Origin of the sequence: Streptomyces sp. NBC_00775 (assembly GCF_036347135.1) — a bacterium.
Lineage (GTDB): Bacteria > Actinomycetota > Actinomycetes > Streptomycetales > Streptomycetaceae > Streptomyces > Streptomyces lutosisoli.
In genome coordinates, this window is record NZ_CP108938.1 from 3,793,137 (window position 1) to 3,817,491 (window position 24,355).

At 70.1% G+C, this 24,355-nt stretch carries 23 protein-coding genes and 1 pseudogene; 15 read left to right on the forward strand and 9 right to left on the reverse strand.

The window, feature by feature from the left end:
- Positions 1 to 10 precede the first annotated feature (10 nt).
- The 5 genes from OIC96_RS16765 (at position 11) to OIC96_RS16785 (ending at position 6,175) form a co-directional block, all read left to right on the forward strand.
- Positions 11 to 970, forward strand: coding sequence for a D-2-hydroxyacid dehydrogenase family protein (locus tag OIC96_RS16765; protein ID WP_330307062.1), 960 nt, complete (start codon positions 11 to 13; stop codon positions 968 to 970).
- A 79-nt stretch (positions 971 to 1,049) separates the two neighbouring features.
- Positions 1,050 to 2,411 carry an LLM class flavin-dependent oxidoreductase gene (locus OIC96_RS16770; protein WP_330307061.1) on the forward strand — a complete coding sequence of 454 codons (1,362 nt, stop codon included), beginning with the start codon at positions 1,050 to 1,052 and terminating at the stop codon, positions 2,409 to 2,411.
- Positions 2,408 to 2,908, forward strand: a complete 501-nt coding sequence (locus OIC96_RS16775) for a flavin reductase family protein (RefSeq protein ID WP_330307060.1) — start codon at positions 2,408 to 2,410, stop codon at positions 2,906 to 2,908. The genes OIC96_RS16770 and OIC96_RS16775 overlap by 4 nt, the downstream gene beginning before the upstream one ends.
- 62 nt (positions 2,909 to 2,970) lie before the next feature.
- Positions 2,971 to 4,203, forward strand: a complete 1,233-nt coding sequence (locus OIC96_RS16780) for an ATP-grasp domain-containing protein (RefSeq protein ID WP_330307059.1) — start codon at positions 2,971 to 2,973, stop codon at positions 4,201 to 4,203.
- A gap of 277 nt (positions 4,204 to 4,480) precedes the next feature.
- Positions 4,481 to 6,175, forward strand: coding sequence for a cellulase family glycosylhydrolase (locus OIC96_RS16785; protein WP_330307058.1), 1,695 nt, complete (start codon positions 4,481 to 4,483; stop codon positions 6,173 to 6,175).
- 162 nt (positions 6,176 to 6,337) lie between these two features.
- Here the strand turns inward: OIC96_RS16785 and OIC96_RS16790 are convergent, their stop codons facing one another.
- From OIC96_RS16790 to ychF, 3 genes and pseudogenes are all read right to left on the reverse strand, one after another.
- Positions 6,338 to 8,044 (reverse strand): MFS transporter, encoded by a 1,707-nt coding sequence (locus OIC96_RS16790; RefSeq protein WP_330307057.1) that lies wholly within the window; start codon positions 8,042 to 8,044, stop codon positions 6,338 to 6,340.
- 203 nt (positions 8,045 to 8,247) lie between these two features.
- Positions 8,248 to 8,346, reverse strand: a pseudogene (locus OIC96_RS16795) (type II toxin-antitoxin system YoeB family toxin); the annotation flags it as partial.
- A 119-nt stretch (positions 8,347 to 8,465) separates the two neighbouring features.
- Positions 8,466 to 9,554 carry a redox-regulated ATPase YchF gene (gene ychF, locus OIC96_RS16800; protein WP_330307056.1) on the reverse strand — a complete coding sequence of 363 codons (1,089 nt, stop codon included), beginning with the start codon at positions 9,552 to 9,554 and terminating at the stop codon, positions 8,466 to 8,468.
- A 241-nt stretch (positions 9,555 to 9,795) separates the two neighbouring features.
- Between ychF and OIC96_RS16805 the strand changes: the two genes are divergently transcribed.
- Positions 9,796 to 10,395: a DUF6542 domain-containing protein gene (locus OIC96_RS16805; protein ID WP_330307055.1), complete on the forward strand. Its 600-nt coding sequence runs from the start codon at positions 9,796 to 9,798 to the stop codon at positions 10,393 to 10,395.
- Positions 10,396 to 10,491: 96 nt separating this feature from the next.
- Here OIC96_RS16805 and ppgK read toward each other — a convergent pair whose 3' ends face one another.
- Positions 10,492 to 11,241, reverse strand: a complete 750-nt coding sequence (gene ppgK / locus OIC96_RS16810; protein WP_330307054.1) for a polyphosphate--glucose phosphotransferase — start codon at positions 11,239 to 11,241, stop codon at positions 10,492 to 10,494.
- Positions 11,242 to 11,309: 68 nt separating this feature from the next.
- The gene (locus OIC96_RS16815) at positions 11,310 to 12,314 is read right to left on the reverse strand and encodes a 4-hydroxy-3-methylbut-2-enyl diphosphate reductase (protein ID WP_330307053.1); all 1,005 of its coding nucleotides are present in this window, start codon (positions 12,312 to 12,314) and stop codon (positions 11,310 to 11,312) included.
- Positions 12,315 to 12,421: 107 nt separating this feature from the next.
- Here OIC96_RS16815 and OIC96_RS16820 point away from each other — a divergent pair, with 107 nt between their 5' ends.
- Positions 12,422 to 13,801 carry an APC family permease gene (locus OIC96_RS16820; protein WP_330307052.1) on the forward strand — a complete coding sequence of 460 codons (1,380 nt, stop codon included), beginning with the start codon at positions 12,422 to 12,424 and terminating at the stop codon, positions 13,799 to 13,801.
- Here the strand turns inward: OIC96_RS16820 and OIC96_RS16825 are convergent.
- Positions 13,764 to 14,186, reverse strand: a complete 423-nt coding sequence (locus tag OIC96_RS16825; protein ID WP_330307051.1) for a hypothetical protein — start codon at positions 14,184 to 14,186, stop codon at positions 13,764 to 13,766. The genes OIC96_RS16820 and OIC96_RS16825 overlap by 38 nt on opposite strands.
- Positions 14,187 to 14,253: 67 nt before the next feature.
- Between OIC96_RS16825 and OIC96_RS16830 the strand changes: the two genes are divergently transcribed.
- The 4 genes from OIC96_RS16830 to OIC96_RS16845 all read left to right on the forward strand — a co-directional run bounded on the left by OIC96_RS16830 (position 14,254) and on the right by OIC96_RS16845 (position 16,972).
- Positions 14,254 to 14,721, forward strand: a complete 468-nt coding sequence (locus OIC96_RS16830; RefSeq protein ID WP_330307050.1) for a MarR family winged helix-turn-helix transcriptional regulator — start codon at positions 14,254 to 14,256, stop codon at positions 14,719 to 14,721.
- A 53-nt stretch (positions 14,722 to 14,774) separates the two neighbouring features.
- On the forward strand, positions 14,775 to 15,983 hold the full coding sequence (gene xseA / locus OIC96_RS16835; protein WP_330307049.1) for an exodeoxyribonuclease VII large subunit: 1,209 nt from the start codon (positions 14,775 to 14,777) through the stop codon (positions 15,981 to 15,983).
- Positions 15,984 to 15,992: 9 nt separating this feature from the next.
- Positions 15,993 to 16,232 carry an exodeoxyribonuclease VII small subunit gene (locus OIC96_RS16840; protein ID WP_330307048.1) on the forward strand — a complete coding sequence of 80 codons (240 nt, stop codon included), beginning with the start codon at positions 15,993 to 15,995 and terminating at the stop codon, positions 16,230 to 16,232.
- Between the two features lie 149 nt (positions 16,233 to 16,381).
- A complete protein-coding gene (locus OIC96_RS16845) occupies positions 16,382 to 16,972 on the forward strand; it encodes a malonic semialdehyde reductase (RefSeq protein WP_330307047.1) in 591 nt (196 codons plus the stop codon).
- Between the two features lie 162 nt (positions 16,973 to 17,134).
- Here OIC96_RS16845 and OIC96_RS16850 read toward each other — a convergent pair whose 3' ends face one another.
- Positions 17,135 to 17,653 carry a DUF4245 domain-containing protein gene (locus tag OIC96_RS16850; protein ID WP_330307046.1) on the reverse strand — a complete coding sequence of 173 codons (519 nt, stop codon included), beginning with the start codon at positions 17,651 to 17,653 and terminating at the stop codon, positions 17,135 to 17,137.
- A gap of 127 nt (positions 17,654 to 17,780) precedes the next feature.
- On the opposite strand from OIC96_RS16850, the gene glpX reads away from it, so the two are divergent.
- Positions 17,781 to 18,815, forward strand: coding sequence for a class II fructose-bisphosphatase (gene glpX, locus OIC96_RS16855; RefSeq protein ID WP_330307045.1), 1,035 nt, complete (start codon positions 17,781 to 17,783; stop codon positions 18,813 to 18,815).
- Between the two features lie 270 nt (positions 18,816 to 19,085).
- Here the strand turns inward: glpX and OIC96_RS16860 are convergent, their stop codons facing one another.
- Positions 19,086 to 19,457 (reverse strand): WhiB family transcriptional regulator, encoded by a 372-nt coding sequence (locus OIC96_RS16860; protein ID WP_330307044.1) that lies wholly within the window; start codon positions 19,455 to 19,457, stop codon positions 19,086 to 19,088.
- 199 nt (positions 19,458 to 19,656) lie between these two features.
- Positions 19,657 to 20,409, reverse strand: a complete 753-nt coding sequence (locus OIC96_RS16865; protein WP_330307043.1) for a DUF1707 SHOCT-like domain-containing protein — start codon at positions 20,407 to 20,409, stop codon at positions 19,657 to 19,659.
- Positions 20,410 to 20,598: 189 nt separating this feature from the next.
- Here OIC96_RS16865 and OIC96_RS16870 point away from each other — a divergent pair, with 189 nt between their 5' ends.
- The 3 genes from OIC96_RS16870 (at position 20,599) to OIC96_RS16880 (ending at position 24,343) form a co-directional block, all read left to right on the forward strand.
- Entirely contained in the window at positions 20,599 to 22,266 is a 1,668-nt protein-coding gene (locus tag OIC96_RS16870; protein WP_330307042.1) for a fumarate hydratase, read from the forward strand.
- Positions 22,267 to 22,729: 463 nt separating this feature from the next.
- Positions 22,730 to 23,257: an SH3 domain-containing protein gene (locus OIC96_RS16875; protein ID WP_330307041.1), complete on the forward strand. Its 528-nt coding sequence runs from the start codon at positions 22,730 to 22,732 to the stop codon at positions 23,255 to 23,257.
- 249 nt (positions 23,258 to 23,506) lie between these two features.
- Positions 23,507 to 24,343, forward strand: a complete 837-nt coding sequence (locus OIC96_RS16880; protein ID WP_330307040.1) for a helix-turn-helix domain-containing protein — start codon at positions 23,507 to 23,509, stop codon at positions 24,341 to 24,343.
- Positions 24,344 to 24,355: the final 12 nt, after the last annotated feature.

Here is a 24,355-nt window from a genome sequence, read left to right on the forward strand (position 1 = left end):
GAGAACCGACATGCAATTCCGCTGCGCCGTACTCGACGACTTCCAGAACGTCGCCACCGCCTTCGCCGACTGGTCACCGGTGAGCGACCGGGTCGAGGTCGTCACCTTCACGGAGCACTTCGCGACCGAGGAGGAACTCGCCGAGGCCATCGCCGACTTCGACTTCGTGGTCACGCTGCGGGAGCGGGTGCCCTTCCCGGCCTCACTGCTGAACCGCCTGCCCCGGCTGAAGCTGCTGATCGCCGCGGGCATGCGCAACTCCGTGATCGACTACGCGGCGGCGCGGGCGAACGGCGTCACCGTGTGCGGCACCCAGAGCTTCTCGACCCCGCCGGTCGAGCTGACCTGGGCCCTGCTCCTCGGTCTCGCCCGCGGCCTCGTCCAGGAGAGCGGGGCCCTGCGCGACGGCGGCCCCTGGCAGTCCACCGTCGGCGCCGATCTGCACGGCCGCCGGCTCGGCCTGCTCGGCCTGGGCCGGATCGGCGGCCTGGTGGCCCAGGTCGGGCTCGCCTTCGGCATGGAGGTCACCGCCTGGAGCCAGAACCTCACCAAGGAGCGCGCGGACGAGGTCGGGGTCCATCTGGCCGCTTCCAAGGAGGAGTTGCTCGCGAGCAGCGACTTCGTCTCCGTGCACCTGAAGCTCGGCGAGCGGACCCGCGGCCTGATCGGCGCCGCCGAACTGGACCTCTTCAAGCCGACCGCCTACCTCGTCAACACCTCACGGGCCGCGATCGTCGACCAGGACGCGCTGCTCGCCGCGCTGCACGAGGGCCGGATCGCGGGAGCGGGCGTCGACGTCTTCGACGTAGAACCCCTGCCCGCCGGCCACCCGATGCGCACCGCCCCGCGCCTGCTCGCCACCCCGCACCTCGGCTATGTGTCCCGGGCCAACTACGAGCGCTACTACGGCCAGGCCGTCGAGGACATCCAGGCCTACCTCGCCGGCGAGCCCGTGCGGATCCTCGGCTGACGATCCGCCACGGATCCCGCCCGGCCACTCACCGTCCCACCGCGTCCCACCGCCCTACGTCCGATCGGAGACCACCACCGTGAGCGCGCACCGCCGTCTCATGAAACTCGGCGCCTTCCTCCCCGCGCCCGGCCACCATGTCGCCGCCTGGCGGCATCCCAACGCACGCCCCGACGGAGGCCTGGACTTCGACTACTACCGCTCGTTGGTGCAGACCGCCGAGCGGGGCAAGTTCGACATGGTCTTCCTCTCGGACGGCGCCGGGGTACGCACCACCTACCGGGACGCCGAGGAGCTGAGCCGGCAGGGCCGCATGGTCCACTTCGAGCCGCTGACCCTGCTGTCCGCCCTCGCCGTGCACACCACGCACATAGGGCTCACGGCCACCGCCTCCACGACGTACAACGAACCCTTCAACATCGCGCGGAAGTTCGCCTCGCTGGACTTCCTGAGCTCCGGCCGCTCGGGCTGGAACGTGGTCACCTCGGTCACCGACGCCGAGGCCCAGAACTTCAACCTGGACAAGCAGCCGGACCACGCCGCCCGCTACCGGCGGGCCCGTGAGTTCATGGACGTGGTCACCGGGCTGTGGGACAGCTGGGAGGACGACGCGTTCTCGTACGACAAGGAGTCGGGCCGTTTCTTCGACCCGGCCAAGCTGCACATCCTGCACCACAAGGGCGAGCACTTCTCGGTGCGCGGCCCGCTCAACGTCGCGCGCCCGCCGCAGGGTTACCCGGTGATCGTGCAGGCCGGTTCCTCCGCCGACGGCCAGGACTTCGCCGGCCGCTGGGCCGAGGTGGTGTTCACGGCGCAGCAGACGCTGGACCAGGCGCAGACGTTCTACCGGGGCATGAAGAAGCAGGTCGCCGAGCACGGCCGGAACCCGGACGACGTGAAGATCCTGCCCGGCGCGTTCATCGTGGTCGGCCGTACCCGGGCGGAGGCCGAGGACAAGTACGCGGTCCTCCAGGACCTGGTCGACCCGGTGGTCGGGCTCGGGCTGCTGACCGGTCAGCTGGGCGACGTCGACATCTCCGGATACCCGCTGGACGGCCCGCTGCCCGACCTGCCGCCCACGGAGGGCTCCACCAGCAAGCAGCAGCTGATCTACGAGCAGGCCAGGCGGGAGGGGCTGACCATCCGCGAGCTGTATCTGTCGGTGGCGGCCGGGCGCGGCCACCGGTTCCTGCTCGGCACTCCCGAGTCCATCGCGGACGAGCTGGAGGACTGGTTCGTCAACGAGGCCGCCGACGGCTTCAACATCATGCCCGACTATCTGCCGGACGGCCTCGACGCCATCGTCGATCTGCTGGTGCCGGAGCTCCAGCGGCGCGGGCTGTTCCGTACCGAGTACGAGGGCACCAGCCTGCGCGCCAACCTGGGCCTGCCCCGGCCCGCCTTCGCCTCCGCCCGCCGTGCGGCTGAGGTGCGGGCGTGACCGTCGAGGGAGCGGCCCTGCGCTCGGCGCTGCGCGCGCACGCCTCCGGGGTGGCGGTGCTGACCGCAGCCGGCACCGCGGGGCCGGCCGGAGTGACCATCACGTCCTTCACCTCGGTCAGCGCCGAGCCGGCCCTCGTCTCCTTCTGCCTGGCCGAGACCTCGTCCACCTGGGCCAGGATCCGGGACTGCGAGTGGTTCGGGATCCAGGTGCTGAGCGCCGAACAGGCGGACGTCGCCGAGCGGTTCGCCGCCTCCGGCACCGACCGGTTCGCGGCGCCCACCCGCTGGCACACCGGTCCGCAGGGCGTTCCGCTGCTCGACGACTGTCTGGCCTGGCTGGTCTGCTCCCGCCGCGAACGGCTCCGGCTCGGCGACCACCACATGGTGGTCGCCGCCGTCGAGCACGCCCTGGCCGGGGCGCCGGGCGACGCCCTGGTGCACCTGCGCGGTGCCGTACGCCCCGTGGCCGCGCCCCGCGCGTCCCTCGTTCCCTGAGAAAACCCCGACCGCTCCGCCGGCCCCACGGGCCGGAACTCCCGTCCAAGGATGCCCCCGACATGCCCAAGGTCCTTCTGTACTCCCGCCAGCCGTTGGCCAAGCGCCCCCTTCAGGACTGGCTGGACAGCACCGCCGACACCGTCGTCCTGGTCACCACGCACAAGGCGGTGGCCGGTTCGGAGGATGTGCTCGCCGAGCACTTCCCCGAGCACCGGCTGGTGGACGACTACTACGCGTGGTCCACCGAGCTCGTCGCCGAGGAGGCGGCCCGGACGTACGGTGTCGGGCTGGTGGCGAGCACCAGCGAGGACGACGTGCTGCGGGCGGCCCGGCTGCGTGATCGCCTGGGCGTCCCGGGACAGGACACCGCCGGCGCCACCGCCTACCGGGACAAGGTGGTCATGAAGCGGCTGCTGCGGAACGCCGGACTGCGCGTGCCGTCCTTCGCCGCGGTCGACGGCCCGCTGGACCTGCTCGACTTCCTCGACACCGAGGACGGTCCCGTGGTCGTGAAACCGCGGACCGGGGCCGGCGCGGAGGGCGTGAGCATCCTGCGCGGCCCGGCGGACCTGGACGCGTTCCTGGCCCGGCAGAGCACCTCCGAGGTGCCCTTCCTGCCGGGCCAGTGGATGGCCGAGGGCTTCGTCCACGGCGACTTCTTCCACGTGGACGGCATCATGCGGGGCGGCCGGGTACTGCACTGCTGGCCGTCCCAGTACAACAGCGGAGTCGCCGAGCATCTGCAGGGCCAGACCCAGCTCAGCAGCGTGCTGCTCGGCGCGGACGACGACCGTACGCCCCTGCTGCGCGGGCTGGCCCACGAGGTCGTCGCCGCGTTGCCGCCCGCCGAGCAGCCGCTCGCCTTCCACCTGGAGGCATGGCTCGGTGCCGACGGCAGCCCCGTCGTGTGCGAGATCGCCAGCCGGGCGGGCGGCGCTCTGATCGCCGAGGCCTACGAGCGGTCCTTCGGCGTCCACCTGGCCAAGGAGGGGCTGCGCGCCCAGTGCGGCAGCGCGCTCACCCTCACCGACCAGCCCGCCGGGCCCGAAGTCTCCACCGGCTGGGTTCTCTTCCCGCCCGGCCACGGCAGGTTCGCCCCGCCCGCCGAACCGTGCCCGGTGCCCGGCGTGGACCTCACCGTGCGCCTGGAACCCGGCGCCGAGTGCACGGGCCTGGAGTACGCGACCCAGTCGGCGGCCGACGCCCTCGTCACCGCCGACACCCCGCAGGAGGTCCGCAAGCGCCTCGCCCTTCTGACGGAGTGGTGGCACCTGCACACGAACTGGGACTAGATGTCGCAGCGGAACGCTGACGACTGCTCCCAGTTCCGGCGGGTGGACGCCGGTCACACATACGGGATCTCCGGCACCGGCCTGGACTGGGAGCTCGGCCGGTCGGCGACACCATCTTCGTCGCCGTCACGCCGAATACGCCGCACGCTTCGACGCCCCCGGAGCGCGCGCGATCCCTTGACGTGCCCCTGGCAAGGTGGGTTCATGGGAGCGCTCCCACGTTTCTTCTGACGCTCAGGTCTCTTGGCGCTCATGGCGCTCACTCTTTGGAGGCGCAGTGAGAACAGCAAGAAGCACGACACGAACGAGCCCCGTCACCGCTCTGCTGACCGGGCTGATCACCCTCCTGGGACTCATCGTCCTCGGCACCGTCGGCCCAACCCCGGCCCAGGCCCAGGCGCAGTCACAGTCACCGCAGCAGTCCCCGTCACCCGGCGCCCTCGCCGCCGGCCTCCACATCAGCGACGGCCGCCTGCTCGAAGGCAACGGCAACGAATTCATCATGCGTGGCGTCAATCACGCCCACACCTGGTACCAGGGCAGGACGACGCAGTCGCTGGCCGACATCAAGGCGCTGGGCGCCAACACGGTCCGCGTCGTCCTCGCCGACGGCCACCGCTGGAGCGCGAACAGCGCGGCGGACGTGGCCAACGTCATCGCACAGTGCAAGGCCAACCGGCTCATCTGCGTGCTGGAGGTGCACGACACCACCGGCTACGGCGAGGACACCGCGGCCGGCACGCTCGACGAGGCGGCCGACTACTGGATCGGCCTGAAGGACGTGCTGGCCGGGCAAGAGAACTACATCATGATCAACATCGGCAACGAGCCCTGGGGCAACACGAATCCTGAAGGCTGGACCGCCCCCACCATCGCCGCGGTCAAGAAGCTGCGCGACGCCGGGCTCGCGCACACGATCATGGTGGACGCGCCCAACTGGGGCCAGGACTGGCAGGGCGTCATGCGCGCCAACGCCCAGTCCGTGTACGACGCCGACCCCACCGGCAACCTGATCTTCTCGATCCACATGTACAGCGTCTTCGACACGGCCCAGGAGATCACCGACTACCTGAACGCCTTCGTCAACGCCAAACTGCCCATCCTCATCGGCGAGTTCGGAGGCCCTGCCGACCAGTACGGCGACCCGGACGAGGACACCATGATGGCCGCGGCCCAGCAGCTCAAGCTCGGCTATCTGGCCTGGTCCTGGAGCGGCAACACCGACCCGATCCTCGACCTGGCGATCAACTTCGATCCCACGCAGCTCAGTTCCTGGGGCCAGCGTGTCTTCAACGGCGCCAACGGCATCGCCCAGACCGCCAAGGAAGCCACCGTCTACTCCGGCGGCAGCTCGGGCGACACCCAGGCCCCGACCACCCCCGGCACCCCGACCGCCTCCTCCGTGACGGCCACCTCCGCCACCCTCACCTGGACCGCCGCCACCGACGACGTCGGCGTCACCGGCTACGACATCGTCCGCGTCAGCGGCAGCTCCGAGACCAAGATCGCCACCTCCACCACCAACACCGTCACCGTGCCCGGCCTCACCGCCGACACCACGTACACGTTCGCCGTCTACGCCCACGACGCCGCCGGAAACCGCTCGGCCCGCTCGGCCACGGTGAACGTCACCACCGGCAGCACTCCCAGCGGGAGCTGCTCCGTCGGCTACCGCATCGTGGGCGAGTGGCCGGGCGGCTTCCAGGGCGAGATCAGCATCGGCAACACCGGCACCACCGCCATCAGCGGCTGGAAGCTCGCCTTCACCTTCGCCGACGGCCAGACCGTCACGAACATGTGGGGAGGTACGCCCACACAGAGCGGCGGCACCGTCAGCGTCACCCCCGCCTCCTACACCTCCACCATTCCCGCCGGCGGCTCGGTCACCGTGGGCTTCATCGCCGGCAAGGGCTCCACCAACACCGCCCCGACCACCTTCACCCTCAGCGGTGCCACCTGCGCCACCGCCTGATCCGGCCGACCCGGCTGGCTGGCTGGCTGGCTGGCGGAGGCGAGTGCCCCGCCGGTGGTCGCTTCCGGCGGGTTCTCGGCCGACTCGCGCTGATCGACACACACGACCGCGGAGCCGGCCGGCCCGTCCGGCCGTGGACGGGTCGGCCGGCTCCGCGTCCGGTCACTCCTTGGCGGCGGCGAGGGCGGCCAGTTCGCGGTCGACCGCGATCTGGTGCGCCTCGGCGTCCTCACGCGCCCTCTTCGGGCTCCAGCGACCCGCCATCACGAAGACGAAGGGCAGGAAGAGCACCTGGCCGCCGACGCAGATCCACCACCAGTTGCGCCACTCGCCGGGTCCGTCCTTCGACGCCTTCTGGACCTTGGCGCCGTACTCCTGCAGCAGCTTCAGCTGCGGCGCCGCCTTCTGCACGACGCCCAGGTTCTCCGCGCCGACCTCCTTGACGGCGCGGGCGCCCAGCGCGGGCGGCACCGTGGTCGGGGTGTACTTGTTCAGCTCGGCGAAGAGCTGAGGGTGCGCGTTGACGATGGCCAGCGCCGGCGCCGCCTGCACCGAGGCGGCCTTGACCTCGGCGCCGTGCTCCACGAGCGGGGTCACTGAGGTGACCAGCACCGGGATGAAGGCCGCGGAGACGGCGACCACGATGCGCACCGTCCAGCCCCACACCGCCAGGCCCGCCGCGGTCGCCGCCGGGTTGTGCTTCTCCACGGTCTCGGTGAAGCTCGCCATCCAGGGTGCGTAGGCGATGCCGCTGAAGACGCCGATGCCGACGAACAGCCAGGCGAAGGTGTAGTAGTCGGTCGTCAGGTGAGTGGCGCGGGTAGCGAAGATCGCGGTCACCACGACGGAGCCGGCCGCGCCGACGATCATGAAGGGTTTGCGCACCTTCAGCCGGTCCGAGAGCAGGCCGACCAGGACCAGGGCGATGGCGTTCGCCCCCCAGTACCAGTTGGCCAACGCGTTGGTGCGCTGCTCGCTGTAGCCGAAGGTGGTCGCGAAGTAGACGACGAAGTTGCCGACCGCCGCGTAGTACAGCAGCAGGAACACGGCGATGGCGAAGGCCGAGCCCAGCACGTCCAGGCGCATCATCTGCCGCCACTCGCCGCGGCGCACCGCCTCGGTGTCCAGCCCCTTGGCGCGCGCCTCGACCAGCGCCCGGTCCCGCAGCGACACCATGGTCTGGTCGCGCAACGCCGGGGACAGCTCGCGCAGCGCGAAGATCGCGACGACGAAGACGACGAACCCGGCGATCGCCGAATAGCGCAGCTCGTCCTGCCAGGTGGCGCTGTCGAGGGTGTTGCTGGTGACGGTGGTGACCACCAGAGAGCCGATGACCGGGCCCATCGTCCAGTACCCCATCGCGGTGGCACGACCGAGCTGCGGGGAGAAGTCCCTGATCAGCGCGGGGGTGGCGACCAGCACGATGCCCTCGATAAAGCTGACGAGCGCGAAGAGCACCAGATAGGTGGTCTTGTTCGCCGCGTTCGGCAGCCCGAAGAAGACCAGCAGCGCGGCGATCAGCAACCCGTAGACCACCAGATTCGCCCGGCCCCAGCGATCCGCCAGACCGGCCACGAGCGAGGCGAAGGCCCCGATCGCGTTGCCGATCACCGAGACCCAGACGAAGTAGCGGTACGTCATGTCGAAGTGCGTGATGATCGACGTCGCCACCGCGTACTGGATGTACAGCATGTAGTAGAGGACGACGGTGGTGATGACCACGATCGCGAGATACGTCATACGGCGACCGGTGGGCGGGTAGTCCGCCAGATCTCGGCGGTACAGCCAGGTCAGCGGGGTGCGGGCGTCCACGGCGGGCGCATCGGGCGCGGGTCTGTCGGCGTCGAACGCCGTCGGAGTGGCGGGCATACGGCTCCTCCTGGGGATACGCGGAAACCGGGTGTTTGCGTCGGTTCGACGGGGGACAAGGTGCGCCCGGCTCCGAGAGCGTGGCCAGAGGCTAGTACCGACTAGTCGGTATGCCTAGGGGTCTGCACGAGGTCCTTCACCCCGTTCACCACCCGGCCGCCGACGGATCCCGGCGAACCCGTCCAGAGCGACGGGCAGATCCGCGGCCACATCATGGCGAGCGGCTCGGGCTTGCCGATCCCTGCGAAGGGGTCACGTTTGACGTCTTCGATGAGCTTGTTGACCCGAGCGAGCATCTTGCGCGATCAGAAAACCCGGCACCATCCCAGCGCGGGAAGCAGCAAGGGGCCGACTCCCGAAAGAGTCGACCCCTTGCCACCTGCGAACCCGACGAACGACCTGGCTCAAAGCAACGAACCGGTCACACGTTGAAGCGGAACTCCACCACGTCCCCGTCCTGCATGACGTAGTCCTTGCCCTCCATGCGGGCCTTGCCCTTGGCGCGGGCCTCGGCGACCGAGCCCGTCTCGACGAGGTCCGCGAAGGAGATGACCTCGGCCTTGATGAAGCCCTTCTGGAAGTCGGTGTGGATGACACCGGCGGCCTCGGGGGCGGTCGCGCCCTTCTTGATGGTCCAGGCGCGGGATTCCTTGGGGCCGGCCGTCAGGTACGTCTGGAGGCCGAGGGTGTTGAAGCCGACGCGGGCCAGGGTCGTCATGCCGGGCTCCTCGACGCCGACCGACTCCAGGAGCTCCATGGCCTCCTCCTCGTCGAGCTCGGCGAGGTCCGCCTCCAGCTTGGCGTTGAGGAAGATCGCCTCCGCGGGGGCGACCAGGGCGCTCTGCTCGGCCTTGAAGGCGTCGTCGACCAGCTCGTCCTCGTCCACGTTGAAGACGTACAGGAACGGCTTGGTGGTGAGCAGGTGCAGGTCGTGCAGCAGTTCCTCGTTGCCGGAGCCCTGGACGATGCCCGCGGAGAAGAGCGTGTCGCCCCTCTCCAGGATCGCCTGCGCCGCCTCGACCGCCGCGACCTTCGGGCCGATGTCCTTCTTGATGCGCGACTCCCGCTGGAGGCGCGGCAGGACCTTCTCGATCGTCTGGAGGTCCGCGAGGATCAGCTCGGTGTTGATCGTCTCGATGTCGTCCTTGGGCGAGACCTTGCCGTCGACGTGCACGACGTTCTCGTCCTTGAAGGCGCGGATGACCTGGCAGATGGCGTCGGACTCGCGGATGTTCGCGAGGAACTTGTTGCCCAGGCCCTCGCCCTCGGACGCGCCCTTCACGATGCCCGCGATGTCGACGAAGTCGACGGTGGCGGGGAGGATCTTCTGCGAGCCGAAGATCTCGGCCAGCTTCGTCAGCCGCGCGTCGGGGACGCCGACCACGCCCACGTTCGGCTCGATCGTGGCGAACGGGTAGTTGGCCGCGAGCACGTCGTTCTTGGTCAGGGCGTTGAACATGGTCGACTTGCCGACATTGGGCAGACCGACGATTCCGATCGTGAGCGACACGTTGCGACTTCCCGTACGTGAGGATGTTGAGGATGTGAGGACTGGGGCTGCGCGGCCCGGGTCCTTCATGGCTGCCATGACCGGTGACCGGCATGGCTGATGCGCGGGCCGATCCACCAGTCTACGGCGTGCCCGGGCCCGCACCGGCGACGTATCGAACGCTTGGCCAAGGTCTGCTTATCGGCGTGTCTCGGCGTGTCTGAAGGGCTATTCGACACATAAACCGACCTAAGTTGGTCCAGTGGAGCAACACAGGACGCGTCCCTCTCAGTACCGACCGCGACGCGGCATGCCCGTTCCTGCACAAGCCGGGCGGGGCTCGGACGGCGATGTGCGGCGGGGCGCCCCTGCGGCTCGGCGGCCCGCGCCGCCGCTGGTCCAGGCGGTGCGGAGGATGCCGAATCCCCGGCTCACCGGGCTGGGGAGCGGGCTGTTCTGCAGTGCGTCGATGTTCGCGCTCGGCTGCCTCGACCAGTTGCTGTTCGGGGCGTCGCCGACGGTGTACGGGGTGCTGTTCCTGCCGGTGTGCGCGCTGACCGCGGTGTGGGTGCGGCGGGGGGACCTGGTGACCGCACCCGTCGTCGTACCGATCGCCTTCGCCTTCGGGCTGCTGCCGGTCGCCGACGACAGTGGGGGCGGGGTCGGCGGCCGCGCGATGGGGCTGGTCACCGCGCTCGCCCTGCAGGCGGGGTGGTTGTACGGGGGGACGCTGGTCGCGGGTCTCATCGTGACCGTCCGCAAGGTACGGCTGATGAGCCGCCGGGCCGCCCAGCGACGCGCCCAGGCCGCCGCCTCGCGGCGGGATCTCCCGCCCGGCCGTCCGTCCCGGTCGGCCGGATAGCCCGGCTCCGGGACGGCAGCCGACGAGCTGGGACGGCAGTCGGCAAGCCGGGGCAGCCGGCGGACGGCGACGGCCCCGCACTCCCGAAGCGCGGCCCTACGTCGCCGACTTCGCCGCTCTCATCGCCGCTCCCACGATCCCCGCGTTGTTCTGCAGCTGCGCCGGGACGATCTCCGCCTTGATGTCCTCGATGAGGTGCAGGAATCGGTCGGACTTGCGGCTGACACCGCCGCCGATGATGAAGAGCTCCGGGGAGAAGAGCATCTCGACGTGGGCGAGGTACTTCTGCACGCGGTGCGCCCAGCGCTCCCAGGTGAGCTCGTGGTCTTCCTTGGCCTTGGTGGAGGCGCGCTTCTCGGCCTCGTGGCCGGACAGCTCCAGATGACCCAGTTCCGTGTTCGGGACGAGGACGCCGTCGTGGAAGAGGGCGCTGCCGATGCCCGTGCCGAAGGTGAGGAGGATGACCGTGCCCTGACGGTCGCGTCCGGCACCGAACTGCATCTCGGCGACGCCCGCCGCGTCCGCGTCGTTCAGCACGGTCACCGGGAGGCCGCCCAGCCGCTCGCCGAGCAGGGCGCGCGCGTCGGTGTCGATCCAGGCCTTGTCGACATTGGCAGCCGTACGGATGGTGGCGCCGCCGGTGACCACTCCGGGGAAGGTGATCCCGACCGGGCCCGTCCAGCCGAAGTGACCGACGACCTCCTTCACGCCGTCGGCCACCGCGTCGGGGGTCGCCGGCTGCGGGGTGAGCACTTTGTAGCGCTCCTCTGCCAAGTCGCCGCGGTCCAGGTCCACGGGAGCGCCCTTGATCCCTGAACCGCCGATGTCCACACCGAAGATCTGCATGGCCCTACGTTACGTCGTACGACTGACAGTCACTTGTCGGGCCCGGGCGCCGCACGGCCCCCGGGCGCTCACTTCTCGCCGGTGCGCTCCGCGACCAGTGCCGCCGCCTCCGCGCGCAGATCGCGGCGCAGTTCCTTCGGCAGCGAGAAGGTGATGGACTCCTCGGCCGCCTTGACGATCTCGACGTCCTCGAAACCGCGCTGCGACAGCCACTCCAGGACCTGCTCGACCAGGATCTCCGGGACGGACGCGCCCGAGGTGACGCCGACCGTCGTCACGCCGTCCAGCCACGCCTCCTCGATCTCGTCGGCGAAGTCCACGAGGAACGCGTCGCGCGCGCCCGCGAGCTTGGCGACCTCGACGAGACGCACGGAGTTGGAGGAGTTCTTCGAGCCGACCACGATGACGAGGTCCGCTTCCTCGCCCATCTGCTTCACGGCCAGCTGACGGTTCTGCGTGGCGTAGCAGATGTCGTCGCTCGGCGGGGAGATGAGCTGCGGGAACTTCTCCTTCAGCGCGTCGACCGTCTCCATGGTCTCGTCGACCGACAGCGTGGTCTGGGAGAGCCAGACGACCCTGGAGGGGTCGCGGACCTCGACCTTGGCGACGTCCCCGGGGCCGTCCACGAGGGTGATGTGGTCGGGCGCCTCGCCGGAGGTGCCGATGACCTCCTCGTGGCCCTCGTGCCCGATCAGGAGGATGTCGAAGTCCTCGTTCGCGAACCGGACCGCTTCCTTGTGCACCTTGGTGACCAGCGGGCAGGTCGCGTCGATGGTGGCGAGCTTGCCCGTGGCGGCCTCGTCGTGGACGACCGGGGCGACTCCGTGCGCCGAGAACATGACGATGGACCCCTCGGGGACCTCCGCCGTGCGCTCGACGAAGATCGCGCCCTTCTTCTCCAGGGTCTGCACGACGTACTTGTTGTGAACGATCTCGTGCCGGACATAGATCGGGGCCCCGTACTGCTCAAGGGCCTTCTCGACGGCGATCACGGCACGGTCCACGCCCGCGCAGTAGCCCCGGGGGGCGGCGAGCAGGACACGGCGGCCAGGCGAAGCAGTCATGCACCCCATCGTAAGGCCGAGCCCGGCGGGTCAAAGATCGCCTCCTTGGGGACACTGTGAGGAGCCGGGCGGGGAGCTGGGAGGGGTGGGGCCAGGCGCGACTCTCGGGAGGCACGATGTCCGGCACGGAGCCCGCAGTGGACACGGCCCGCACAGCCGACCCGGAACACGGACTGCGGCGCAGCCTCGGCTTCCGGGATCTGGTCGTCTACGGGCTGCTGTTCATCGCCCCCATGGCGCCGGTCGGTGTCTTCGGGACCCTCGACGCCAAGTCGCACGGGGCGGTGGCGCTGGTCTACGTCGTCGCCACGGTCGCCATGGCTTTCACCGCTTTCAGCTACGCCCAGATGGTTCGCGTGGTCCCTCGGGCGGGTTCGGTGTTCGCCTACGCGCGCGTGGGTCTCGGACGAGGGGCCGGATTCATCGCCGGGTGGATGGCGATGCTGGACTATCTGCTCATCCCGGCGGTGGCGTACCTCTTCTCGGGGATCGCCATGAACTCCCTGGTGCCGGACGTCTCCCGGTGGGTGTGGACGGCGCTCGCGGTCGTCATCACGACACTTCTGAACCTCTGGGGTGTACGGGCCGCCGCCCGGGTCGGCTCCCTGGTGCTCGCCATGGAAATCGTGGTCCTTCTTGTCTTCATCGTGTCGGCGACCGTCATGCTCGCGCGCGACGGGGCCCACCGCGACTGGCTGTCGCCGCTGTCCGGCGACGGCACGCAGGGCGCGTTCGCGATGTCGGCGGTGATCGGCGGCGTCTCGGTCGCCGTGCTGTCGTATCTGGGCTTCGACGCGATCGCCACGTTCGCGGAGGAGGTCACGGGGGGCTCGGAGAAGGTGGCCCGGGCGGTCCTGTTCTGTCTGGCGCTGGCGGGTGTGCTGTTCGTCGCCCAGACGTATCTGGTGGCGCTGCTGGAGCCGCTGTCGTCCGCGCAGCTCGCCGCCGATCCCGGCAAGCAGGGGTCGGCCTTCTACGACGCCGTGGACTCCTCGGTCGGTTCGTGGCTGCACAACCTGGTGGCGGTGAGCAAGGCGATCGGTGCGGCGTTCGCGGCGCTCGCCGGGCAGGCCGCGGCGGGGCGTCTCGTCTTCGCGATGGCCCGCGACCGGCGGCTGCCGCGGGCGCTGGCGCGGACCGACTCCGGGGTGCCGCGGGCCGCGCTGCTGTGCGCGGCTGTCATCACGCTGGTGGCCGCGGTGTGGGCCGCGCGGCGGGACGACGGCCTCGACAAGCTGGTGTCGGTCGTCGACATCGGTGCGCTGACCGCGTTCACGTTGCTGCACGCGAGCGTGGTGGGCTGGTTCGCGGTACGGCGGCTGGGCGGGCCGGTGGTGTGGTGGCGGCATGTGCTGATCCCCGTCGTCGGCGCCGCGATCACTGTCGCGGTGATCGTCGAGGCGTCGGGCACGGCCCAGGTGGTGGGCGCGATCTGGCTGGCGGTGGGGTTGGCGGTGCTCATCGCGCAGCGGGGGCGGGGCGTGCCGCAGACGTGAGCGAGGCGGACGCCTGCCCGCGGCCCAGCCAGACCGCGGAGGCGAGGTGCACCACCGCGCTGACGCCGCCCCCGATGGCCATGCCGGGTACACGTGAGGTCAGACCCATCACCATGTCGCCGGCCTGAGCGGCGGCGCTGACCGCGAGCAGCGGGACCAGGTGGCGCCGGTGCCTGCCGCCCAGGGAGACGAACACCGCGGCGGTGAGCGGGAGTTGACGTACGGCGATGCCCTCGGCGTAGAGCCGCAGGCCGTCCTCCGCCGTGCTGCCGTCCGGCAGGACCAAGGTCGGATCGACGACGCCCACCAGGGAGGCGACGGCCGAGGTGGCGACCAGGGCGGCGTTGGCGGCGAGGACCCACTTCTGCGAGCGGGACGTGTTCATCGGCATTTCCATGCACTCCTCGAATCATTCGAGCTGTGAACGATATGGGGAAGTTAGCATTTTCGACGTGAACGATGTCAAGGGCTCTCCCTCCCAGGAACCCGACCCCGAGGCACTGACCGGCACCCTCACCTTCCGGCTCGGCACCGTCGGCACCCTGGTCGGCGCCCGTTTCACGGCAGCCGTCGAGGACCTCGGGGTGAAGCCCAAGCACGTAGGGCTGCTCTCCGTGCTCAGCTCCGGAGCGCCCGCGTCGCAGCAGGACGCCGCCCGGACGATGGGCGTCGTGCCCAGCCTGGTGGTGACACTCGCCGACCAGCTCGAAGGCCTGGGCGCCATCGAGCGCGTACGCGATCCGGACGACCGGCGCCGCCACCGGCTCGGGCTGACCAAGGAGGGGCGTGCGCTGCTGGCCGAGTGCACGGCACGCGCGCGTGCCCTCGACGCGGAGCTCACGGCGGGACTGAGCGCGACGGAACGGGACGCGCTCGCCCACGCGATGGGAGTACTGGCACGCGAGGCCGGGCTCCCGTAACCCGCGCCTCAGGAGTGCGGGCACTGTCGGTGGCGGCCGTTACGCTCGGGCGCATGGCTCTCAACACGTCCGCGGAAGCTCCGCTGCCCGTCGGCGAGGTGTCGCGGCTCATCGGGGGATGGATCGACCGGCTCGGCGCGGTGTGGGTCGAGGGGCAGATCACCGAGTTGTCGCGGCGCCCGGGCGCGGGCGTCGTCTTTCTGACGCTGCGCGACCCGTCGTACAACATCTCCGTGAGCGTGACCTGCTACCGGCAGGTGTTCGACGCGGTGGCCGACGTGGTGACCGAGGGCGCGCGCGTGGTCGTCCACGCCAAGCCCGAGTGGTACGCGCCGCGGGGTCAGCTCTCGCTGCGGGCCACCGAGATCAAGCCGGTGGGGGTCGGGGAACTCCTCGCCCGTCTTGAGCAGTTGAAGAAGTCACTGGCCGGCGAGGGGCTGTTCGCCGCCGATCGCAAGAAGCCGCTGCCCTTCCTGCCGCAGCTCATCGGGCTGGTGTGCGGCCGGGCGTCCGCGGCCGAGCGGGACGTGCTGGAGAACGCGCGCCACCGCTGGCCGGCCGTCCGCTTCGAAGTCCGCAACGTCGCCGTGCAGGGCGTGCACGCGGTGCCGCAGGTCGTGCAGGCCGTGAAGGACCTGGACGCGCGGGACGATGTCGACGTGATCATCGTGGCGCGGGGCGGCGGCAGCGTGGAGGACCTGCTGCCGTTCTCCGACGAGCAGCTCGTACGAGCCGTGGCCGCGTGCCGTACGCCCGTGGTGTCGGCCATCGGGCACGAGCCCGACAACCCGCTGCTCGACCACGTGGCCGACCTGCGCGCGTCCACGCCGACCGACGCCGCCAAGAAGGTCGTGCCGGACGTCGGCGAGGAGTACGAACGGGTGCGGTTCCTGCGGGACCGGGCGCGGCGCAGTGTCCAGTCCTTCATCGAGCGGGAGGAGCGCGGCCTCGCGCATGCGCTGGCCCGCCCCTCGATAGAGGATCCGCACCGCATGGTCGACGAGCGGGCGGACCATGTCGCCGCCCTGCTGGGCCGCGGCCGGCGCACCCTCGGGCACCTCCTCGACCGCGCCGACTCGGAGCTGACGCACACCCGCGCGCGCGTGGTGGCCCTCTCCCCCGCGGCGACCCTCCAGCGGGGGTACGCGGTGCTGCAGAAGGGCGATGGTCACGTGGTCCGGGGGCCGGACGAGGTGGCGGCGGGCGAGGAGTTGCGGGCGCGGGTCGCCGAGGGTGAATTCACGGTACGAGTCGATGCATAGGGTGGGCGCATGACCAGCAAGGTGGACGAGTCGCTCGGGTACGAGCAGGCGCGGGACGAGCTCATCGAGGTCGTACGCCGTCTGGAGGCGGGCGGTACGAGCCTGGAGGAGTCCCTCGCGCTCTGGGAGCGGGGCGAGGAGCTGGCGAAGGTCTGCCGGCGGTGGCTGGAGGGCGCGCGCAAGCGACTGGACGCGGCGCTCGCGGAAGAGGAAGAGGAGACCGGGGGCGGCTCGGCCGGCTCCGAGTAGCCGGCCGGTCAGCTGATCCTTGAAAGTTGAAGCATGTGTGAAGTGGATCACGTTGCGCGACTTTTGGTTGAAGCTTAAACCTTCCTGTCGTACTGTCGAGATCTCAAGCCGATCCCCCCGGATCCCCGCTCGTCCCGAGAAGGTTCTTCATGTCTCTCGTCCTTGACCCCACCGCCCAGGACCTGCTGTTCCGCGAGGCCCGCACCGCGAACACGTTCACCGACGAGCCGGTGACCGACGACCAGGTGCAGGCGATCTACGACCTGGTCAAGTACGGCCCGACCGCCTTCAACCAGTCGCCGCTGCGTATCACCCTGGTCCGCTCCGCCGAGGCCCGCGAGCGCCTGGTGAAGCACATGGCCGAGGGCAACCAGCCGAAGACCGCCACCGCCCCGCTGGTCGCGATCCTCTCCGCGGACAACGAGTTCCACGAGGAGCTCCCGACCCTCTTCCCGCACTTCCCGGCCGCCAAGGACCTCTTCTTCTCCGAGCGTCCGGCCCGTGAGGGTGCCGCCTCCCTGAACGCCGCCCTCCAGGCCGCCTACTTCATCATCGGCGTCCGCGCCGCCGGCCTCGCCGCCGGCCCGATGACCGGTCTCGACTTCGCTGGCGTCCAGAAGGAGTTCCTGGACGGCGACCACACCCCGCTGATGGTCGTCAACATCGGCAAGCCGGGCGAGGACGCCTGGTTCCCGCGCTCCCCGCGCCTGGCGTTCGACGAGGTCGTCACCACCGTCTGATCCCGCGCGACCAGCACGTCCAGCACGTCCAGCACGTCCAGCACGTCCAGCACGTCCAGCACGTCCAGCACGTCCAGCACGAACGCATACGAGAAGGGCCCCCGGCAACGACGCCGGGGGCCCTTCTCGTACGTACGCACCAAGGCGTACGCCACTACAAGCTCAGGACGTCTTCAGGGCCTCGGCCATCTTCGCCAGCTGACCGAACGACGCCGTTCCGGTCACCACCGTCGTGGAGCCCTTGCTCTTGAGCACGAGGGCGTCGTAGCGGCCCCCCGTGTACCGCTGCCACGTCCGGTCGCCGATGCGCTGGGTGACCTTCGTCGCCTCGGCGCCCTGGCTGGCCGTGTCGATGAACACGGCCGGCTTCTGCGTGGACTGCTCGATCGCCACATACTGGCCGTCCGGGGCATGGAAGCCCAGGTGCCAGGTGTCGAACTCCGAGCCGTCGTACCGCACCGACGTCGCCTTCCAGGTCCCGGGCAGGCCCTCGGGCGCCGCCACGGGATAACTCGCCGCGCGGCGCGCCGTGAGCAGCTCGACCCGGTAGTCGACGCGCTTGAGAGGAGGCTCCGAGTCGTCGTGCGGGATGAAGATGTAGATGATGCCCGCCATGAGCCCGATGAGGGCCAGAGAGAGGATCATGTCCCGGACCGACTGCTTGCCTTTCGTACCTGCCACGGACCTATCGTCGCAGGTGCCCCGGCCTGCTCATCCGTAGGGTCCCCTGCTCATTTTGTCGGCCTAACGATAGAGTCGAGGCCATCACCCTCATCCGGCCGTCGTCGTATCAGAAAGGTGCGTCTCGATGACCGAGAATCATCAGCTGCCGTCCGAACTCGAAGTCCCGTCGGAAGCCCCCGACCGAAATCTGGCCCTGGAGCTGGTCCGCGTCACCGAGGCCGCCGCGATGGCGGCGGGCCGCTGGGTCGGCCGCGGCGACAAGAACGGCGCCGACGGCGCCGCCGTCCGGGCCATGCGAACCCTCGTCTCCACCGTCTCGATGAACGGCGTCGTCGTCATCGGTGAGGGGGAGAAGGACGAGGCCCCGATGCTCTTCAACGGGGAGCGCGTGGGCGACGGGACCGGTCCCGAGTGCGACATCGCCGTCGACCCGATCGACGGGACCACGCTCACCGCCAAGGGCATGAGCAACGCGATCGCCGTGCTCGCCGCGGCCGACCGCGGCACCATGTTCGACCCGTCCGCGGTCTTCTACATGGACAAGCTGGTCACCGGCCCCGAGGCCGCCGACTTCGTCGACATCAACGCGCCCGTCTCCGTGAACATCCGGCGGGTCGCCAAGGCCAAGCGCTCCACGCCCGAGGACGTCACGGTCGTCATCCTCGACCGGCCGCGTCACGACGGGATCATCAAGGAGATCCGGGAGACCGGCGCGCGCATCAAGCTGATCTCCGACGGCGATGTCGCCGGCTCGATCCTGGCCCTGCGCGAGGGCACCGGCATCGACCTGCTGCTCGGCATCGGCGGCACGCCCGAGGGCATCATCTCGGCCTGTGCGGTCAAGTGCCTCGGCGGCACCATCCAGGGCAAGCTGTGGCCCAAGGACGACGAGGAGCGGCAGCGGGCCATCGACGCCGGTCACGATCTGGACCGCGTGCTGACCACGAACGACCTGGTCTCCGGCGAGAACGTGTTCTTCGTCGCCACGGGGATCACCGATGGTGAGCTGTTGCGTGGGGTGCGGTATCGGGCGGAGACCGCCACGACTGAGTCCATCGTGATGCGGTCGAAGTCCGGGACGGTGCGGCAGATCAGGTCTGAGCACCGGTTGAGCAAGCTGCGGGCCTATAGCGCGATTGACTTTGACCGGGCCAAGTAGCTCCGGTCGGTTGCGCTGGGTATCTGCGGACCGTGGGTGACTGCGGGTCCGTTGTGGCTGGTCGCGCCCACGCGGCGGAGCCGCACATGTCACAGCCCCGCGCCCCTAAAGGGGCGCGCCTGAAGGGGACGCCCGCCTAGAGGGACGCGTGTCTGACACGGCCGCGTGCTGAAGGGGCGCGTGTCAGGAGCAGCGCGCGCCTGATGAGTGGCTACGAAAAGAGGGGCACCCCCTGTGCGGAGGGGGCGCCCCTCTTTCCGTGCTGGGTGGTTAGCCGGCTGCCGCTATCGTCCCCCGGGTGGCCTTCTGGAGTTCGAGGTCGCGGCGGCGGCGCCTGGCGAGGACCACTCGGCGTTCGGCGGCGGTGAGGCCGCCCCAGACGCCGTACGGCTCGGGTTGCAGCAGCGCGTGTTCGCGGCACTCGACCATCACCGGGCAACGGGCGCAAACGCGCTTCGCCGCCTCCTCACGGGAGAGTCGGGCCGCGGTGGGTTCCTTGGAAGGGGCGAAGAACAGGCCGGCTTCGTCTCGCCGGCACACGGCCTCCGTGTGCCATGGCGCTTCCTGATCCCTGTCCCGCACTGGCGCCCGCGGGGCCGGAACGGCAGCTACCTGCAGGGACTGATGCGGCGGTTGCAGCACGGTCTACTCCTGACGACGGCTTCGCGAGCGTGCCGGGCACCGCGGAAAGTTCCACAGCGCCCTCCAAGAGACGATGCAGCAAGGCCTACCCGCTGTGCGCGAGCCTATGCACTGAGTTCCGAAGCCCGGGCAATCTCGTACGCGGCAAGGCTCGTACAACTGGACCAATTCGCTGGCGGCGCCGCCGAATTCACAAGCGTCAACGATCCAGGTGTTTGCGCAAACCCCGGTCCACCCGGTCGGCCACACGCTCGGTCACGCGGCCCGTCATCCGGTCGAGAATGTCCGCGATCAGCTTGCCGCGCTTGGGCGCCGCCTCGACATTTCCGAGTACGGCGAGTCCGTCCACGTAGACGACCGGTGCGTGGGGATCGGCCGAATCCAGCGTGGCCACTTCGAAGTTGCCCAGCACCGCTCCGCCATTGCCGCGCAGCGAGACGTTCTCCGGGACCCGGATCTCCACGTTGCCGAAGACCGAGATCGCCTTGATCACGACGTGCTGGTACTCGAAGATCGCCTCGCTGAGGTCTATCTCGATATTGCCGAAGACCGAGTACGCGTGAATACGGCGTCCGGCGCGCCAGCGGCCCTTGCGGGAGGCCGCGCTGAAGACCGCCACCACGTTCTCGTCGGCCTCCACCGGGATCGAGCCCGCGGTGGGACGGTTGGGCGCGGAGGTGTACGCGGAGGTCGCGCGGCCCGGGTGGGCGGCGGGCAGGTCGCGTATGAACTGGTCGAGTTCGCCCACCGTCTTCGTGGCCAGCACCCCCTCCACCCGCTCGGCGTGCTCCTCGGCGGTGAGGCGCCCCTCGGCGAGCGCCTCGCGCAGGATGTCGGCGATCCGGTCACGGTCGGCGTCCGAGGCACGCAGTTCGGTCGGCTCCGCCACCTTGGTGGCAGTCGGCTTCGCCGACGTGGGCGCGGTCGGGTCGGGGCGCTTCTGAAAATCCACGAAAGCAGCGTACCCAAACGCGATAGATCGCGACTACCCCTTCTCGCGACCTGTGGAAAACCCGTCGTACGTGCGTCCGGTGTTCGAACTGAGCCTTACCTCACAGGCTCGGTGTCCGTGCCAGGTTCTACGCTGGTGGACGCTGCCAATGGAGGCACGCCGTCGTCTGCCGAGTGAGGAATGGGCTAGATGCCTGAGTTCGCGTACACCGATCTGCTCCCCCAGGGAGAGGACACCACCCCGTACCGGCTGGTGACCTCCGAGGGTGTCTCCACCTTCGAGGCCGACGGGCGCACGTTCCTCAAGGTCGACCCGGAGGCGCTGCGCAAGCTCGCCGCGGAGGCCATCCATGACATCCAGCACTATCTGCGGCCCGCCCACCTGGCCCAGCTGCGGCGCATCATCGACGACCCCGAGGCGTCGAGCAACGACAAGTTCGTGGCGTTGGACCTCCTGAAGAACGCGAACATCGCGGCCGCGGGCGTCCTCCCCATGTGCCAGGACACCGGCACCGCCATCGTCATGGGCAAGCGCGGGCAGAACGTGCTCACCGAGGGCGGCGACGAGGCGGCCCTGAGCCGCGGCATCTACGACGCCTACCTGAACCTCAACCTGCGCTACTCGCAGATGGCTCCCCTCACCATGTGGGAGGAGAAGAACACCGGCTCGAACCTGCCGGCGCAGATCGAGCTGTACGCGACCGACGGCGGCGCCTACAAGTTCCTCTTCATGGCCAAGGGCGGCGGCTCGGCGAACAAGTCGTTCCTCTACCAGGAGACGAAGGCCGTTCTGAACGAGGCCTCCATGATGAAGTTCCTGGAGGAGAAGATCCGCTCGCTCGGTACGGCCGCCTGCCCGCCGTACCACCTGGCGATCGTCGTCGGCGGTACGTCCGCCGAGTACGCCCTGAAGACCGCGAAGTACGCCTCCGCTCACTACCTGGACGAGATCCCGGCCGAGGGCTCCGAGCTGGGCCACGGCTTCCGGGACAAGGAGCTGGAGGAGAAGGTCTTCGAGCTCACCCAGAAGATCGGGATCGGCGCGCAGTTCGGCGGCAAGTACTTCTGCCACGACGTACGGGTCGTCCGGCTGCCGCGGCACGGCGCCTCCTGCCCCGTCGCGATCGCCGTGTCCTGCTCCGCCGACCGGCAGGCCGTCGCGAAGATCACCGCCGAGGGCGTGTTCCTGGAGCAGCTGGAGACCGACCCCGCGCGCTTCCTCCCGGATACCACGGATGAGCATCTCGACGAGGCGGGGGACGTCGTGCGCATCGACCTCAACCAGCCGATGGACGACATCCTCGCCGAGCTGACCAAGTACCCGGTCAAGACCCGGCTCTCGCTCTCCGGCCCGCTCGTCGTGGCCCGTGACATCGCGCACGCCAAGATCAAGGAGCGGCTGGACGCGGGCGAGGAGATGCCGCAGTACCTGAAGGACCACCCGGTGTACTACGCCGGTCCGGCGAAGACGCCCGAGGGATACGCGTCCGGTTCCTTCGGGCCGACGACCGCCGGCCGTATGGACTCCTACGTCGAGCAGTTCCAGGCGGCGGGGGGCTCCAAGGTGATGCTGGCGAAGGGGAACCGGTCGGCGCAGGTCACCCACGCGTGTGACGCGCACGGTGGCTTCTATCTCGGCTCCATCGGCGGGCCCGCCGCGCGGCTCGCCCAGGACTGCATCAAGAAGGTCGAGGTCGTCGAGTACGAGGAGCTCGGCATGGAGGCCGTCTGGAAGATCGAGGTCGAGGACTTCCCGGCGTTCATCGTCGTCGACGACAAGGGCAACGACTTCTTCCAGGACCCGGCGCCGGCGCCGACGTTCACGTCGATTCCGGTGCGTGGGCCCGGGCTGGCGTAGTCCCTTCGGGGCGACCGGGGATGGTTTTCGCCCCCGCCGCCCCTACCCGTCCCATCCCGTTCCTGGGGGCTGCGCCCCCAGACCCCCGCTAAAAGATTGCGCAGTTCCCCGCGCCCCTAAAGAACTGGGGCGGGCGGGGGATCGCGGGGCGAAGCCCCGCGCCTTTAGGGGCGCGGGGAACTGCGCGACCCGCCCCCACCCACCCGCAGCCGAAGAACCGGGGCGGGCGGGGATTGCGGGGCGCAGCCCCGCTCCTGGGGGCGCGGGGAACTGCGCGAACGGCCCCCACCGGTCCGCAGCCGACAGACGGCCCAGCGATGGCGTCGCATCCCGGGACGTCTCCGCGCTGTCCCACTTCGTCCCAGGAACAAGCGGGACAGCATCTTTGCGCGCTTTGCCGGAAAAGCTCCGTGCTGACTGGATCACAGCCTGTGATCCGAAGGTCAACTCGGAGGGAAGTCCCATGATTCGACGCACACTGCGCAACGGCCTGGTGGCCGCGATCGCGGCTGTCGCCATCTTCCCGGCGGCGGCCGTCGCCTCCGCCGGACCGGCTCCGCACGCTCCCGGCTGGGGCACCACGCCCTCGCAGACCTCGACGCCGAGCTGGTACCCGACCGCCCCGCAGTCCGCCGTTCCCGGCCGGCCCGGCGCGCGGCACACCAAGCCGAAGACCCACGTCCGGCACCACGCGGCAATCCACCTGCGCCACCACGCCCGGCACCACGTGACCACGCACGCCCGGCACCGCGTGATGACGCACACCTGGGGTCGGGTGGCGACCCACCACCTGCGGCTGAACGTCCGGTCCGGTCCGGGTACCGGTTACCGGGTCATCGGCTCGCAGCCCATCGGCCGCGTCGTGGCCATCTCCTGCAAGAAGCAGGGTTCCAGCGTCCTGGGCAACCAGCGCTGGTTCAAGCTCGCCCACCGCAAGGGCTACGTCTCCGCCCGCTATCTGAGGAACCGCAGCGCCGTTCGCTGGTGCTGAGGAGCGCTCCGCCGCTCATGACACCCGGTGCCTCCTGACGGGGCGGGGCAGCCCCCCGTCAGGAGGCACCACCGGGCGCGCAACCTGACGTACGACCCGTCGATCAGCCGATCACACCGCCTCCCCGCGGCGAAACAGCAGGTCAACTCCCCTTCATATTCCGGCGATCGTGGTGTGGCCAGGCGTCGCACGCGGGAACACATCAGGGCGGTCACCCCGGCACGGCGAGGGAGCAAGATGGAGAGCCACGTGACGGTCAAGAGGCAGCCGCTGCCCGACTCGTCGGACGACGCAGGGCAGCTCCTGGTGGAGCGGCTGCGCACCCTCAAGCAGCGGACGGGACTGAGTCTGGCCGCGCTGGCCACCGCCACCCCGTTCAGCAAGTCGACCTGGCACCGCTATCTGAACGGCGACCAGTTCCCGCCGCGCCAGGCGGTCGAGGCGCTCGGCCGGCTCGCGGACACCGACCCCGGCCCGCTGCTCTCCTTGTGGGACGCCGCGGTCCGGGCCCAGGCCAGGGCGGCGACCGCGCCGCGGCAGCGGCCGCCGAGCACGGTCGCACCCGTACCGCCGGCACCCGCACCCGCACCCGCACCCGTCCGCGCCCGGCGGCTGCGCCGTGTCCGGCAGCCGAACCGGGCCGTGGTCGCCCTCGCGGCGGTGGCCGCCACGGTGGCGGTCACCGCCGGCGCGGCGGACATCATCGACCCCGACGAGGCGGCGGCCCCCCGGCCGGCGGCGTCCTGCCACGGCAGCAGCTGCCAGGGGGAGTTCCCGACCTCCGAGACCTGCGGCCGTGACGCGCGTACGGAGAGCACCGTCGTCAAGGCCGCCCAAGTCGTACTGCTGCGCTTCTCCCCGTCCTGCGCCACGGTCTGGTCCGAGGTGCGCACCCGGACCGGTGGCGCGCGGGAGATCTCGATCAGGTCGGGTCAGGACGAGCTGTCCGCCACCTACCCGGGCGACAAGTCGGACGGCTACAGCAGCCCGATGCTGGCCGCGTCGAACCCGCGCGGAGCGGAGGCGTGCGCCAAGGTCGGCGGGAAGCCCGCGTGCACCGGACTGTTCGGCGTTCCGCGGCGCTGACCGCCGGGCCCC